This window comes from Pseudomonas sp. WS 5078, from assembly GCF_012985745.1.
Lineage (GTDB): Bacteria > Pseudomonadota > Gammaproteobacteria > Pseudomonadales > Pseudomonadaceae > Aquipseudomonas > Aquipseudomonas lundensis_A.
Window position 1 is genome coordinate 23,346 of sequence record NZ_JAAQWX010000009.1, and the last position, 15,427, is coordinate 38,772.

The window sequence follows — 15,427 nt, forward strand, 5'->3', positions numbered from 1 at the left end:
CCACACGATAAAATTTTCCAGATGCGCCTGCGGGGGCATCGACAGACAAGAAAGAGGAACCCATGAGCAAGCAGATTCTGATTCTTCCAGGTGACGGCATTGGTCCAGAAATCATGGCTCAGGCGGTCAAGGTGCTGGAGTTGGCCAACGACAAGTTTCAGCTCGGCTTTGAGCTGACCCATGACGTGATCGGCGGCGCGGCCATTGACAAGCATGGTGTGCCGTTGGCCGATGAAACCCTGGACCGCGCCCGCGCGGCGGACGCTGTACTGTTGGGTGCGGTGGGTGGTCCGAAATGGGACACCATTGAGCGCGATATTCGTCCTGAGCGCGGGTTGCTGAAAATCCGTGCGCAATTGGGCCTGTTTGGCAACTTGCGTCCTGCGATCCTTTATCCGCAACTGGCAGACGCGTCGAGCCTCAAGCCGGAAATCGTTGCGGGCCTCGACATCCTGATCGTCCGTGAATTGACCGGTGGCATTTATTTTGGCGCGCCACGTGGCACCCGCGAACTTGAAAATGGCGAGCGTCAGGCTTACGACACGCTGCCCTACAGCGAAAGCGAAATTCGCCGTATTGCGCGAGTCGGTTTCGACATGGCCCGTGTGCGTGGCAAAAAACTGTGTTCGGTCGACAAGGCCAACGTACTGGCGTCCAGCCAGCTGTGGCGCGAAGTCGTTGAGCACGTGGCCAAGGATTACCCGGACGTCGAATTGAGCCACATGTACGTCGACAATGCCGCGATGCAACTGGTGCGCGCGCCCAAGCAGTTCGACGTGATCGTCACCGATAACCTGTTCGGCGACATCCTTTCCGACGAGGCATCGATGCTCACCGGTTCCATCGGCATGCTGCCTTCGGCCTCCCTGGATGCCAACAACAAGGGTATGTACGAGCCGTGCCACGGCTCTGCGCCGGACATCGCGGGGCAGGGCATTGCCAACCCGCTGGCCACGATTTTGTCCGTCTCGATGATGTTGCGTTACAGCTTCAATCAGCAGGCGGCGGCCGACGCCATCGAGCGGGCTGTAAGCCTGGTTCTGGATCAAGGTTTGCGTACGGGTGATATCTGGTCGGCGGGGTGTACCAAGGTCGGTACACAGGAAATGGGCGATGCAGTAGTCGCCGCGCTGCAGAATCTGTAATCTCTCGGGCCCGTTACTTCCTGTTGGTGGAAGTAACGACCCCACTTTTTGTTAAAGGTGTAGTTGCGATGAAACGTGTAGGTCTGGTCGGTTGGCGCGGTATGGTCGGTTCCGTGCTCATGCAGCGGATGCTGGAAGAGCAGGATTTCGATCTTATTGAGCCGGTGTTTTTCACCACCTCCAATGTCGGTGGACAAGGGCCGTCCGTGGGCAAGGATATTGCTCCGCTCAAGGATGCCTACAACATTGAAGAGTTGAAAACCCTCGATGTGATCCTGACCTGCCAGGGCGGCGACTACACCAATGAGGTGTTCCCGAAGCTGCGTGAGGCGGGCTGGCAAGGTTACTGGATCGATGCGGCATCGAGCCTGCGCATGCAGGATGACGCGGTGATTATTCTGGATCCGGTCAACCGCAAGGTGATTGACCAGCAGCTCGATGCAGGCACCAAAAACTACGTGGGCGGCAACTGCACCGTGAGCTTGATGCTGATGGGGCTTGGCGGTCTGTTCGAGGCCGGTCTGGTGGAATGGATGAGCGCCATGACCTATCAGGCGGCATCCGGTGCCGGCGCGCAGAACATGCGCGAGTTGATCAAGCAAATGGGTGCGACCCACGCCGCTGTCGCCGATGAACTGGCCAACCCGGCCAGCGCCATTCTCGATATCGATCGCAAAGTGGCGCAAGCCATGCGCAGCGATGCCTACCCGACCGAGAACTTTGGTGTGCCGCTGGCAGGCAGCCTGATCCCGTGGATCGACAAAGAACTGCCTAACGGCCAGAGCCGTGAAGAATGGAAGGCGCAAGCCGAAACCAACAAGATTCTGGGGCGTTTCAAAAACCCGATTCCGGTTGATGGCATTTGCGTGCGTATCGGCGCCATGCGCTGTCACAGCCAGGCGTTGACCATCAAGCTGAACAAAGATGTGCCGATTGCCGACATTGAGGGCCTGATCAGCCAGCACAACCCTTGGGTCAAGCTGGTGCCCAATCAGCGTGAGATCAGCATGCAAGAGCTGAGTCCGACAAAAGTCACCGGTACCCTGAACGTGCCGGTCGGCCGTCTGCGCAAACTCAACATGGGGTCGCAGTTCCTCGGCGCCTTCACCGTGGGTGACCAGTTGTTGTGGGGCGCGGCCGAACCGCTGCGTCGCATGCTGCGGATTTTGCTGGAGCGTTAATCCGCGCCGGTGACTCCAGACCCGCCCCTTGCAAGAGTGGCGGGTTTTTTATTGTGCCCAGGATGTGAACAGTCCATGCAGCGTGCTGTGCGTTGCCTGGCGGGGTTACGCCCGGTACAGTGCCGCTCCCACTGTTTCGCCTGAGGTAGATCCATGAACCAGTCCTTTGATATCGCCGTCGTCGGCGCCACCGGCACTGTCGGCGAAACCATTGTGCAAATTCTTGAAGAGCGGGATTTTCCTGTCGGTGAGCTGCATTTACTGGCCAGTCTGGAGTCCGCCGGAAGCTCGGTGCCCTACCGGGGCAAGAACGTGCGGGTGCGTGAAGTCGACGCGTTTGATTTCAGTAAGGTGCGCATGGTGTTTTTCGCGGCCGGGCCAGCGGTGACGTTAAGTTACGCCGCCAAAGCCAGTGCGGCGGGCTGTGCCGTGATCGACCTGTCAGGCGCCTTGCCGTCGGCCCAGGCGCCCCAGGTCGTACCAGAAGCCAATGCGCAGACGCTGGAGGATTTGCCCAAACCCGTACAAATCAGCAGCCCAAGCGCTTCCGCGACTGCGCTGGCGGTGGTGCTGGCCCCTTTGCGTGGGCTACTGGACATCCAGCGGGTGAGTGTCACTGCATGCCTGGCGGTCTCGGCCCAAGGCCGTGAAGCGGTGTCCGAGCTGGCACGTCAGACGGCTGAGCTGCTTAATTTGCGTCCTCTGGAATCAACCTTTTTTGACCGGCAAATGGCATTTAATTTGCTGGCGCAGGTCGGTAAACCTGATGCCCAGGGCCATGTGCCACTTGAAAGACGTCTGGTCAGTGAGCTGCGTGATGTGTTGGGCATGCCCGGGCTCAAGGTGTCGGTAACCTGTGTTCAGGCGCCGGTGTTTTTTGGCGACAGCTTCAGTGTTTCGGTGCAATTGGCAGGCCCTGCGGACCTGGACGCGGTTAATGCATTGCTCGATGCGGCCGATAGTATCGAACGGGTTGAGGCGGGCGACTATCCTACAGCTGTGGGGGATGCGGTCGGTCAGGACGTTGTGTATGTAGGCCGTGTGCGTCACGGAGTTGACGATACTTCTGAACTTAATTTGTGGTTGACGTCAGATAACGTACGAAAAGGCGCAGCCTTGAACGCCGTGCAGGTGGCCGAGTTGTTGATAAAAGGTCTGCTGTAAAAGATACTTGGCGTCAATTTGCAGCATGATTCTAGCCAGACGGCCAATCGTTGCAGTTCAGTTGCTGTCAGGGCTCGCAAGGCGTAATGGGAGAACCACCCCGGTAACGGTGTAATCCGGGTGAGGTCTTCAGGCAGCAGCTATACAGATCCCGTGGGACGGGGTCTGTACCAATAAGGAAGAGGCTATGGTTCAAGTTCGCAAATTAGTGTTAGCAATCGCCGCCGCTTCGGCGCTGTCATCAGGCATGGCACAGGCGCTTGGGCTCGGGGAGCTGACGCTGAAGTCGACGCAGAACCAGCCGCTGCTGGCTGAAATCGAGTTGCTGGATGTCAAGGATTTGACCGCTGCTGAAGTGGTCCCCAGCCTGGCACCCACTGAAGAATTTACTAAAGCGGGCGTACAACGCCCTGCCTTTCTGGATGATTTGCGCTTTACCCCGGTCATCAATCCGGAGGGCAAAAGCGTGTTGCGTGTGACGTCCAGTCAGCCGCTGTCAGAACCCTTCGTCAAATTTCTGGTGCAGGTCATGTGGCCCAACGGTCGCTTGCTGCGCGATTACAGCGTATTGCTTGACCCGGCCAAATTTTCGCCGCAAACAGCGGCGGCTGCCGCAGCCACCCCGACGGCTGCCCCTGCTGGCAGCCCGGCGCAATACACAACCAGTGCCCGTGACACCCTTTGGGAAATTGCCGCGAAGGCGCGCACGGAGGGATCCGTTCAGCAAACCATGCTGGCGATTCAGGCGCTCAATCCCGATGCGTTTATCAATGGCAACATCAATCGCTTGAAAACCGGTCAGGTACTGCGCTTGCCGGATGCGTCGCAAAGCACTCAATTGCCCCATGCCAAGGCAGTGGCTGAAGTCGCGTCGCAGAACGCTGACTGGCGCAACGGGCGTCGTACTGTGCCGCTGGCCCAGCAGCTGGATGCAACAGGCCGTAAAGCCCCGGCACTGGCAACCCCCAAAGAGGCCGCTGGCGATAACTTGAGCCTGGTCTCCGGGCAGGCGGCCAAAGGTGCAGGCAAGGGCGCGGCAGGTGATGTCAAGCAACTGAGCGACAAGCTGGCGATGACTCAGGAAGGGCTGGATGCCAGCCGCCGAGAGAATGCCGAGCTGAAAAGCCGGATGCAGGACCTGCAAAGCCAGCTGGACAAACTGCAGCGTTTGATTGAGCTGAAAAACGATCAGTTGGCCAAACTTCAGGCAGACACTGCGCCGGGCATTGATCCTGCTGCGGCGATACCGGCGCAATTGGCGGCTCAGGCAGCCGATGCCCCCGAAGCTGATATTCCACCGGCCACTGAGGGTACACCGGCCACTGCCGTTCCCCCGGCGCCGGTGGATGATGCCCAAACCCAGGAGCGCAGTATTCAGGACTTGCTTGCCAGTCCGCTGTTGCTGGGCCTGGTGGGTGGTGGGGCCGTGCTCCTGTTGTTACTGCTGATGTTGCTGCTGGCGCGTCGCCGCAAAGCGCAACAGGCCGCAGAAAAACACCTGCGCATGGCGCGTGCGCTTGAGGAAGAGTCGGATTTCACTGCTGATCTGGACATGCCGGAAAGCAGCTTTGAAGGCCTTGAAGTTCCGCCTCCAAGCGTCAAGCTGGCACCTGCACCTGCACCTGCACCTGCACCTGCACCTGCACCTGCACCTGCACCGGTTGTCGAATCCGCTGCTCCTGCGGTTGCGGCAGCCACTGTCGCAGCGGCAGCAGTTGTGGCTGCGGCAACACAGTCCAAGCCCGATAGCGATGTGCTGGACGAAGCTGAACACCTCATTACTCGCCGCCAGTTCAATGAGGCGCAAGAGCTGCTCACGTCTGCCATTGAGCAGGCGCCGCAGCGCAGCGATTTGCGTCTGAAACTGATGCAGGTTTACGGTGAACTGGGCGCGCGTGATGCGTTTGTTGCGCAGGAGCGTCAGTTGATCGCCAATGGCAAAAACCACGCTGAAGTCGAACAACTCAAAGCGCGCTATCCGGCCATGGCCGCTGTCGCGGCTGCGGGTATTGCCTCGGCCGCCCTCGCTCCCGAGCTGGATGCCCAATTCGTCAAGGACATGCTTCAGGAAGAGCCCGTTGAAGAGGCACCAGTTCCCGCTGAGCCTGTCAGCGAGGCATTCGATGAGGATTTCGACCTGAGTCTGGACGATCTGGAGGCTGCATCGCCATCGGTGGTTGCTCCGGGTGTGAGCTCGCAGGCTCAAGCTGCGACGCCTGCCGATGATGAATTGAGCTTTGAGGCGGTGCTGGCTCAGCAGGCTGAGGCCCAGGCCGCCCAGGAAGATCTTTCTGACTTCGATTTAGACCTGCCGGACGATGATCTCTCGGCCCCAACATTGGCCGATGAGGATCTGTTGGGTCTGGAAGGCGAGCTCAAGGGGTTGTCTGATGCCGAGCCGCCGTTGTTCGACATTAATGGCGTCGATGATCTGGACCTGCCTGCGGACTTCGATCTGTCGTTGGCTGATGAAGAAGTACCGGTCGCGCCTGACAGCTTTGCGGTGGAGCTGGATGAAGTCAATGCCGAGCTAGAGCGTCTGTCGCAGAGCCTGGAGCATCCGCCAATTGCCGAGCCGTTTGTCGATACAAGCAAATTTGCCGCAGACGATGCGGTCGAGCAGGATGAAGAGCCCGAGTTTGACTTCCTGTCCGGGACCGATGAAACTGCGACCAAACTTGATCTTGCGCAAGCGTATATCGATATGGGCGACGCGGAGGGCGCGCGCGACATCCTGACTGAAGTGCTGGGCGAAGGTAATCCCGAGCAGTTGGCCGAGGCCAATGAGATGTTGTCCCGTCTGGTGTGATCGCACGCGTGTAATGCCGACGGCAGCCAGGATGGCTGCCGTTGTCGTTTTTGCGAGGCGGGCGTCAGCGCGTTTAATCATCGGCGCGGCGTATTTGTTTCATGGCGTCTTGGCGCGTGCGCCTTATAATGCCCGCCTTTGCGTACATGAGCAGGCTGTAAGTCCTTGGCAAATTTAGATAACGCAGCCGCTGAAATGGCTGCCGAAGGTTTTTCCCGCATCGCGTTGGGTGTTGAATACAAAGGTTCGCGGTACAGCGGCTGGCAGCGTCAGGCCAACGGTGTGCTGACCGTTCAGGAGACCCTTGAAGACGCGCTGTCGAAAGTCGCCGCATCCCCGGTTTCATTGTTGTGCGCCGGGCGTACCGATGCCGGTGTGCATGCCTGCGGGCAAGTGGTGCACTTTGACACGCAGGCTGAGCGCTCGCTGAAGGCGTGGGTGATGGGGGCCAATATCAATTTGCCCCATGACATCAGTGTTAGTTGGGCCAAAGTCATGCCCGCGCATTTTCATGCAAGGTTCAAAGCCATTGCACGGCGCTATCGCTATGTCATTTATAACGATCAGATTCGCCCGGCACATTTGAACCAGGAAGTGACCTGGAACCATCGCCCACTGGATGTCGAGCGCATGGCCGAGGCGGCTCATTACTTGCTGGGGGTGCATGACTTCAGCGCTTTTCGCGCCGGTCAATGCCAGGCCAAATCACCGATCAAAGAAATGCATCACCTGCGCGTTACCCGTCATGGGCAGATGATCGTGCTGGATATCCGTGCCAGTGCGTTTCTGCACCACATGGTGCGCAATATCGCGGGGGTGCTGATGACCATTGGTGCCGGCGAGCGGCCGGTCGAGTGGATCAAGGAAGTGCTCGAAAGCCGTCAACGTCGCTTGGGCGGTGTCACGGCGCACCCGTATGGCTTGTATCTGGTGCAGGTGGAGTATCACGATGAGTTCCAGTTACCTGACAGGTATATCGGTCCGCATTTCCTGACCGGTTTTAGCGAACTGGCCGGCTGACGCCCGCTCACGCTTTTGTTACCATCCGCCACTTTCACGCATCAATCCAGAGGTGGAGCCGACATGTCAGCCGTTCGCAGCAAGATCTGCGGTATTACCTGCATAGATGATGCGCTGGCTGCTGTAGAGTCCGGCGCTGATGCGCTTGGCTTTGTCTTTTATGCCAAAAGTCCGCGCGCCGTCAGCGCTCAGCAAGCCCGCACCATTATTGCGGCACTGCCTCCTTTCGTGACCACGGTCGGTCTTTTTGTCAATGCCAGTGCGTGCGAGCTGAACGAAACCCTCGACGCTGTACCGCTGGATTTGCTGCAGTTTCACGGTGACGAAACCCCAGGGCAGTGCCAAGGCTTTCACCGTCCTTATATAAAAGCGCTTCGCGTAAAGGCGGGCGATGACATTGCGCAGGCGTGCGCGATGTATGGCAGCGCCAGCGGTATTTTGCTGGATGCCTACGTTGAAGGGGTGCCGGGGGGAACCGGCGAGGTCTTTGACTGGTCTTTGATACCTCGGGACTTGAGCAAGCCGATCATTCTGGCTGGCGGATTGAATGCCAATAATGTGGCAGACGCCATTCGTCAGGTTCGTCCTTATGCCGTGGACGTGAGTGGCGGTGTAGAAAAAAGCAAGGGCATCAAGGATCACAACAAGATACAGGCCTTCATGCAGGCGGTTCGTGGAACAAACTGACGCATGATGTGACGGTTGGCAGTCTGCCACCGTCCATCATTACCGCCGCAGTAAAGCGTGCGGGCCCGGTTGTTGGACGGGCAGAAATTAAAGTGGCAACCGCTCTGGTGCGTGTTGTCGGGAAGGCTGAGGGTTGCAAGGAGATGCCGGTTAGCCCTGTGCTGACCGCAGGTGAATGCAATCATCGCCACACACCTAATGAATTTAGCTCAAGGGCATACACGGGGCTTGAACCCGATGTTCAAGCCGCCCCGGTACTGGAGAAAAAAAGCATGAGCAACTGGTTGGTAGACAAACTGATTCCTTCGATCATGCGTTCCGAGGTCAAGAAGAGTTCGGTACCTGAAGGCCTGTGGCACAAATGCCCGTCCTGCGACGCAGTGCTTTATCGCCCTGAGCTGGAAAAGACCCTGGACGTTTGTCCGAAGTGCAACCACCACATGCGCATTGGCGCGCGTGCCCGCATTGACATTTTTCTGGATGCCGACGGCCGTGTTGAGCTGGGTGCCGACCTGGAGCCGGTTGACCGCCTGAAGTTCCGCGACAGCAAGAAGTACAAGGATCGTCTGGTCGGTGCGCAAAAGCAGACTGGCGAGAAAGACGCGTTGATTTCCATGAGCGGTACCCTGTTGGGCATGCCGGTCGTAGTGTCCGCCTTTGAATTCTCGTTTATGGGTGGCTCGATGGGTGCCATCGTTGGCGAGCGTTTTGTTCGTGCCGCCAACCATGCGCTGGAAAACCGCTGCCCCATGATCTGTTTCGCAGCTTCGGGGGGCGCGCGCATGCAGGAAGCCCTGATTTCCTTGATGCAAATGGCCAAGACTTCCGCGGTGCTGGCACGTCTGCGTGAAGAGGGCATCCCGTTCATCTCCGTATTGACGGATCCGGTCTACGGCGGTGTTTCGGCCAGTCTGGCGATGTTGGGCGATGTGATCGTTGCAGAGCCCAAAGCGTTGATCGGTTTTGCTGGTCCGCGTGTGATCGAGCAGACCGTACGTGAAAAACTCCCGGAAGGTTTCCAGCGCAGTGAATTCCTGCTGGAGCACGGCGCAATCGACCTGATCGTATCCCGTCAGGAACTGCGTCCGCGTCTGGGCAGCCTGCTGGCGCAGATGATGGGCCTGCCGACTCCGGTGTACGTGGCGCCTCCTGTTGAAGCCATTGTTGTACCGCCGGCCCCGGCAAACCTATGACCCGGCGCACCCTTGGCCAGTGGCTCGCCTACCTTGAGCAGTTGCATCCATCGGCCATCGACATGGGCCTGGAGCGCTCGCGTGAAGTAGCGGGCCGCATGGGGCTGGGCAAGCCTGCGCCTCGGGTGGTGACGGTCACTGGCACTAATGGCAAAGGTTCTACCTGTGCGTTTGTAGCATCGTTGCTGCAAGCGCAAGGCCTGAAAGTAGGGGTGTATAGCTCCCCACATTTGTTGCGTTACAACGAGCGCGTGCAAATCGATGGCGTTGAAGCAACAGACGAACAGTTGTGCGAAGCCTTTGCTGCGGTCGAAGCGGGCCGTGGCGAAATTTCCCTGACTTACTTTGAAGTCGGAACGCTGGCTGCTTTCTGGCTGTTTCAGCGGGCCGGGCTCGATGCAGTGATTCTGGAAGTCGGGCTGGGCGGTCGGCTTGATACCGTCAATCTGGTGGATGCCGATCTGGCGTTGGTCACCAGCATTGGTGTTGATCATGTGGAATACCTGGGCAATACCCGAGAGTCTGTCGCGTTCGAAAAGGCCGGCATTTTCCGTCCAGGCAAGCCAGCCTTGTGTGGTGACTTGAATCCGCCTCAGACGTTGCTCGATAAAGCCCGCGCGTTGGATTGCCCGCTCTTTATTCGTGGTCGTGACTTCGATCTGGCTACCACCGAACAGGTCTGGCATTGGCGGGGACTGAGCGCGGAAGGACGCGTTATCGAACTGCGCGATCTGCCCCTGCTTGACTTGCCTATGGAAAACGCGGCGCTGGCCGTGCAAGGCTACGCGCTCAGTGGCTTGCCTTGGCAGCCGGAATCCATTGCCCGGGCGCTGAAGGCTACCCGTGTGACCGGCCGACTTGATCGTCGCTCGTTCACGTGGCACGGTAAAACCTTGAGCCTGCTTCTGGATGTAGGCCATAACCCGCATGCTGCGCAGTATCTGGTTCAGCGCCTGGCACAGCGCCCGGTTGCAGGCAAACGCCTGGCTGTCTTTGGTTTGCTGGCAGATAAGGATCTGGACGGGGTAGTGGCACAGTTTACGGTGCCGGTCGAGCATTGGGCTGTTGCACCGCTAGACACCCCGCGTACTCGTCCTGCTGCTGAAGTGGGTGCTGTTCTGCAACGTCAGGGCGCATCTGTTTCGGAGCACGGCAGTGTGATGGCGGCGCTGGAAGCCCAGTGCGAGCGGGCCACGGCCGCTGATGAAATTCTGTTGTTCGGGTCATTCTATTGTGTCGCCGAAGCCCTTGAATGGCTGGAGCGGCGCGCCACGGAGGAGGCTGCAAATGGCTTTGCTGGATAAGGCGTACAAGCAGCGCATGGTTGGCGCGCTGGTGCTGGTGGCATTGGCGGTGATTTTCTTGCCGATGCTGTTTTCGCGTCAGGATGAGCAGCGTCAGATTCAGGTCGATGCCCCCACGGCGCCTCAAGTACCCGTGCTGCCGCGCGTTCAGGTTGAGCCGGTTGCCGTGCCCGAGCCGCAAGTCATTCCCGAAGAGCCTGCCCCGGTCGAGCAGGCTGTGGTTGCTGCGCCCGAGCCTGAAGCTGTTGTCGCGCCGCCGGTGGTTTCCAAGCCTGCCGTTGCACCTAAACCGCCTGCCATTACGCCTGCACAAACAGTTGCGCAGGCGCCGGCCAAGCTCGATACCACGCAAAAACGTGTCGATGACAATGGTTTGCCGATCAGTTGGTCAGTGCAATTGGTCAGTCTGTCCAATCGTGCAAGTGCCGATAACCTGCAAAAAACCCTTCGTAATCAAGGTTATAACGCTTATGTTCGTACCTCTGGCGGGATGAATCGTGTTTTTGTAGGGCCTTTGCTGGAGCGTGCGGAAGCTGACCGTCTGCGCGATTTGTTGGGCAAACAGCAAAATCTCAAGGGTTTTGTGGTTCGCTTTCAGCCTGAACGTGGCTGAGACTGAAAAAAGGTTCAATCTGATACGCAATGCGCGTTTAAATCGCCTTACCTGTGAGGCGGTGCTCTGCTAAAATGCGCCGCCTTATCTGTCTGTAGGCTGCACCGTGCCATTTACCTGGGTTGACTGGGCAATCGTTGCAACGATTGCCATTTCTGCACTGATCAGTTTGAAGCGTGGCTTCGTCAAAGAGGCATTGTCGCTGTGCACCTGGATCATTGCTGGTGTCGTCGCCTGGATGTTCGGTGGTTCCCTGTCGGAATATCTCTCTGCCTACATCGAAACACCTTCCGCCCGTGTCATCGCCGGGTGCACCATCATGTTTGTCGCCACCTTGCTGGTCGGCGCAATGATCAATTTCCTTATCGGCGAACTGATTCGCGTCACCGGGTTGTCCGGGACCGATCGATTCCTTGGCATGGCCTTCGGCGCCGCGCGTGGCGCGTTGCTGGTGGTCGTGGCAGTCGGGCTATTAAGTCTGGGGCCGGTACAGCAGGACTCGTGGTGGCAAGAGTCTCGGCTTTTGCCACAATTTCTATTGGTTGCCGACTGGTCGAAAAATCTCATTTTGGGGTTGAGCAGTCAGTGGCTCGCCAGCGGTATCAGCGTACCCGCTGATATTCCGTTCAAGGAACATCTCTTGCCGGCTACCCAGCCCAAGTGAGCGGTGTTCAGTTCAGATCCATAAAGTAGGGGTTGCGTCGCATGTGTGGCATCGTCGGTATCGTCGGTAAGTCGAACGTCAATCAGGCGCTGTATGACGCGCTAACCGTCCTCCAGCACCGCGGCCAGGATGCTGCCGGTATTGTAACCAGCCATAACGGCCGGTTATTTCTGCGCAAGGATAACGGGCTGGTACGTGATGTGTTTCATCAGCGTCACATGCAGCGTCTGGTCGGGAACGTAGGCATTGGCCACGTTCGCTACCCGACTGCTGGTAGCTCGACTTCAGCTGAAGCTCAGCCGTTTTACGTGAACTCGCCTTATGGCATCACCCTGGCGCATAACGGCAACCTGACCAACGTTGAACAACTGGCCAAGGAGATTTACGAATCTGATTTGCGCCACGTCAACACCAACTCCGATTCGGAAGTACTGCTGAACGTGTTCGCGCACGAGCTGGCCCAGCGCGGCAAGCTGCAGCCGACCGAAGAAGACGTGTTTGCTGCCGTCACAGACGTGCACAACCGTTGCCGTGGTGGTTATGCAGTGGTTGCGATGCTGACCGGCTACGGCATCGTCGGCTTCCGCGACCCTAATGGCATTCGCCCGATCGTATTCGGTCAGCGTCACACTGACGAAGGCGTTGAATACATGATCGCCTCTGAAAGCGTTTCGCTGGATGTACTGGGCTTCACCCTGATTCGCGACCTGGCGCCCGGCGAAGCGGTTTACATCACAGAAGATGGCAAGCTGCACACCCGCCAATGCGCGGCCAACCCGCAATTGACGCCGTGTATCTTTGAACACGTTTACCTGGCGCGTCCGGATTCCATCATCGACGGCGTTTCGGTGTACAAAGCCCGTCTGCGCATGGGTGAAAAGCTGGCCGACAAGATCTTGCGCGAGCGTCCTGAGCACGACATTGACGTGGTTATCCCGATCCCGGACACCAGCCGAACGGCGGCTCTGGAGTTGGCCAACCACTTGGGCGTCAAATTTCGCGAAGGCTTCGTCAAAAACCGCTACATCGGCCGTACCTTCATCATGCCGGGCCAGGCTGCACGCAAAAAATCCGTGCGCCAGAAGCTCAATGCCATCGAGCTTGAGTTCCGTGGCAAGAACGTGATGCTGGTTGATGACTCGATCGTGCGCGGGACGACCTGCAAGCAGATCATTCAAATGGCGCGCGAAGCGGGCGCCAAGAACGTTTATTTCTGCTCGGCCGCACCGGCAGTACGCTACCCGAACGTGTATGGCATCGACATGCCGAGCGCTCACGAACTGATCGCGCACAATCGCACCACCCAGGATGTCGCTGATCTGATCGGCGCAGACTGGCTGATCTATCAGGACTTGCCAGACCTGATCGATGCCGTGGGCGGTGGCAAGATCAAAATCGAGAAATTCGATTGCGCTGTGTTCGATGGCAAGTACGTGACGGGTGACATCGATGATAACTACCTGGACCGCATCGAGCGTGCGCGCAATGATGCCTCCAAGGTGATTGCGCAGGGGGTGGGTGCCACCATCGGCATCTACAACAACTAGCGCTTTACCGAACCGGCCCCCAAGGGCCGGTTTGCATTTTTCCGATACGCACAGTAGCCAATACAAAGCAGTCTTTACAGCAAGGAGTGGGCAGCATGAGTCAGGATTGGGATGCCGGTCGGCTGGACAGCGACCTCGAGGGCGTAGCGTTCGACACCTTGGCCGTACGTGCTGGTCAGCACCGTACGCCTGAGGGCGAGCACGGTGACGCCATGTTCCTGACCTCGAGCTACGTGTTCCGCACCGCAGCCGATGCGGCTGCGCGGTTCTCGGGCGAGGCAGCCGGCAACGTCTATTCGCGTTACACCAACCCCACGGTGCGCGCCTTTGAAGAGCGCATCGCTGCACTCGAAGGTGCCGAGCAGGCCGTTGCCACGGCCACTGGCATGGCGGCGATCCTGTCAGTGGTCATGAGCCTGTGCAGCGCAGGCGACCATATTCTGGTCTCGCGCAGCGTATTCGGGTCGACCATCAGCCTGTTCGAAAAGTATTTCAAGCGTTTTGGCGTGCAAGTCGACTACGTGCCTCTGGCCGAGGTGTCGGGCTGGGATGCCGCTATCAAACCGAACACTAAATTGCTGTTTGTCGAATCCCCCTCCAACCCGCTGGCCGAGCTGGTTGACATCGCCGCGCTCGCCGAAGTGGCCCATGCCAAGGGTGCGATGCTGGTGGTGGACAACTGTTTCTGCACGCCAGCGTTGCAGCAGCCGCTCAAATTGGGGGCCGACATCGTAGTGCATTCGGCCACCAAGTTTATTGACGGGCAGGGCCGCTGCATGGGCGGGGTGGTTGCCGGTCGCCGCGAACAGATGAAAGAAGTGGTGGGTTTCCTGCGCACAGCGGGGCCGACATTAAGCCCGTTCAATGCCTGGATCTTCCTCAAGGGGTTGGAAACACTCAACCTGCGCATGCGTGCCCACTGCGCCAGCGCATTGGCCCTGGCCGAGTGGCTGGAGCAGCAGGACGGCATCGAGCACGTGCATTACGCCGGTCTCAAGAGCCATCCGCAGCATGCTCTGGCCCAGCGTCAGCAGCGCGGTTTTGGTGCTGTGGTCAGCTTTGAGGTCCGTGGAGGCAAGGAGGGTGCCTGGCGCTTTATCGACGCGACCCGCCTGATTTCCATTACCGCCAACCTGGGTGACAGCAAAACCACCATCACACATCCCGCCACCACGTCCCACGGTCGTCTGGCACCCCAGGAGCGTGAAGCGGCCGGTATCCGCGACAGCCTGATCCGGATCGCGGTGGGCCTGGAGGATGTCGCTGATCTGCAGGCGGATCTGGCACGAGGTCTTGCGGCACTGTGACGGACCTGATTCTCGAAACATCGGCTAGCGCAAACGGACGTGTGGCACTGGTTACCGGTGCTGCGCGGGGCATTGGCCTTGGGATTGCCGCCTGGCTGGTCAGCGAAGGCTGGCAGGTGGTGCTCACGGACATTGACCGCACGCGTGGCTCCAGAGTGGCCAAGGTGCTGGGCGAAAACGCCTGGTTTGTGGCGATGGACGTGGCACAGGAGTCGGATGTTATTCAGTGCGTGGCGCAGGTATTGGGGCAGTTCGGGCGTCTGGATGCGTTGGTGTGCAACGCCGCCATCGCTGATCCGCACAACATGACCCTTGAAAGCCTCGACCTTGAACACTGGAACCGCGTACTGGCGGTCAACCTGACCGGGCCGATGCTGCTGGCCAAGCATTGCGCACCGTATCTGCGGGCGCACTGCGGCGCTATCGTCAATCTGGCCTCCACGCGTGCCCGCCAGTCCGAACCGGATACCGAGGCGTATGTCGCGAGTAAAGGTGGCTTGCTGGCGTTGACACATGCCTTGGCCATTAGCCTTGGGCCAGAGATCCGGGTCAATGCAGTGAGTCCGGGCTGGATCGATGCACGGGATCCTTCAGTGCGCCGTGCCGAGCCGCTGGCCGATAACGATCATTCGCAGCATCCCGCTGGCAGGGTTGGTACGGTGGAAGACGTGGCCTCGATGGTGGCCTGGCTGTTGTCGCGCAATGCCGGGTTCGTAACGGGGCAGGAGTTTGTGGTCGATGGCGGCATGAGTAAAAAAATGGTGTACGACGCGTGAACACCTTCTGGTTTAAA

The 15,427-nt window shown here is 58.8% G+C and carries 13 protein-coding genes; all 13 read left to right on the forward strand.

Annotated features, from left to right (window positions below; genetic code table 11):
- Positions 1-62 precede the first annotated feature (62 nt).
- The 13 genes from leuB (at position 63) to HBN68_RS13555 (ending at position 15,410) form a co-directional block, all read left to right on the forward strand.
- On the forward strand, positions 63-1,145 hold the full coding sequence (leuB, locus tag HBN68_RS13495) for a 3-isopropylmalate dehydrogenase (protein WP_169964717.1): 1,083 nt from the start codon (positions 63-65) through the stop codon (positions 1,143-1,145).
- A gap of 68 nt (positions 1,146-1,213) precedes the next feature.
- On the forward strand, positions 1,214-2,326 hold the full coding sequence (gene asd, locus HBN68_RS13500) for an aspartate-semialdehyde dehydrogenase (RefSeq protein ID WP_094994914.1): 1,113 nt from the start codon (positions 1,214-1,216) through the stop codon (positions 2,324-2,326).
- Between the two features lie 153 nt (positions 2,327-2,479).
- Positions 2,480-3,490 carry an aspartate-semialdehyde dehydrogenase gene (locus tag HBN68_RS13505; RefSeq protein ID WP_094994915.1) on the forward strand — a complete coding sequence of 337 codons (1,011 nt, stop codon included), beginning with the start codon at positions 2,480-2,482 and terminating at the stop codon, positions 3,488-3,490.
- Positions 3,491-3,677: 187 nt separating this feature from the next.
- Positions 3,678-6,299 carry a FimV family protein gene (locus tag HBN68_RS13510; protein ID WP_169964719.1) on the forward strand — a complete coding sequence of 874 codons (2,622 nt, stop codon included), beginning with the start codon at positions 3,678-3,680 and terminating at the stop codon, positions 6,297-6,299.
- Positions 6,300-6,494: 195 nt separating this feature from the next.
- Positions 6,495-7,319 carry a tRNA pseudouridine(38-40) synthase TruA gene (gene truA, locus HBN68_RS13515; RefSeq protein WP_169964936.1) on the forward strand — a complete coding sequence of 275 codons (825 nt, stop codon included), beginning with the start codon at positions 6,495-6,497 and terminating at the stop codon, positions 7,317-7,319.
- A 63-nt stretch (positions 7,320-7,382) separates the two neighbouring features.
- The gene (locus HBN68_RS13520; RefSeq protein WP_169964722.1) at positions 7,383-8,006 is read left to right on the forward strand and encodes a phosphoribosylanthranilate isomerase; all 624 of its coding nucleotides are present in this window, start codon (positions 7,383-7,385) and stop codon (positions 8,004-8,006) included.
- 272 nt (positions 8,007-8,278) lie between these two features.
- Positions 8,279-9,199: an acetyl-CoA carboxylase, carboxyltransferase subunit beta gene (gene accD, locus HBN68_RS13525; protein WP_047275558.1), complete on the forward strand. Its 921-nt coding sequence runs from the start codon at positions 8,279-8,281 to the stop codon at positions 9,197-9,199.
- A complete protein-coding gene (gene folC, locus HBN68_RS13530) occupies positions 9,196-10,503 on the forward strand; it encodes a bifunctional tetrahydrofolate synthase/dihydrofolate synthase (RefSeq protein ID WP_169964724.1) in 1,308 nt (435 codons plus the stop codon). Before accD ends, folC begins: the two co-directional genes overlap by 4 nt.
- Positions 10,487-11,116, forward strand: a complete 630-nt coding sequence (locus HBN68_RS13535) for an SPOR domain-containing protein (RefSeq protein WP_094994920.1) — start codon at positions 10,487-10,489, stop codon at positions 11,114-11,116. The genes folC and HBN68_RS13535 overlap by 17 nt, the downstream gene beginning before the upstream one ends.
- A gap of 106 nt (positions 11,117-11,222) precedes the next feature.
- Positions 11,223-11,780 carry a CvpA family protein gene (locus HBN68_RS13540; protein ID WP_047275552.1) on the forward strand — a complete coding sequence of 186 codons (558 nt, stop codon included), beginning with the start codon at positions 11,223-11,225 and terminating at the stop codon, positions 11,778-11,780.
- 41 nt (positions 11,781-11,821) lie between these two features.
- A complete protein-coding gene (purF, locus tag HBN68_RS13545; protein ID WP_047275550.1) occupies positions 11,822-13,327 on the forward strand; it encodes an amidophosphoribosyltransferase in 1,506 nt (501 codons plus the stop codon).
- A gap of 95 nt (positions 13,328-13,422) precedes the next feature.
- The gene (locus tag HBN68_RS13550) at positions 13,423-14,634 is read left to right on the forward strand and encodes an O-succinylhomoserine sulfhydrylase (protein ID WP_094994921.1); all 1,212 of its coding nucleotides are present in this window, start codon (positions 13,423-13,425) and stop codon (positions 14,632-14,634) included.
- Positions 14,631-15,410 carry an SDR family oxidoreductase gene (locus HBN68_RS13555; RefSeq protein WP_094994922.1) on the forward strand — a complete coding sequence of 260 codons (780 nt, stop codon included), beginning with the start codon at positions 14,631-14,633 and terminating at the stop codon, positions 15,408-15,410. The genes HBN68_RS13550 and HBN68_RS13555 overlap by 4 nt, the downstream gene beginning before the upstream one ends.
- Positions 15,411-15,427: the final 17 nt, after the last annotated feature.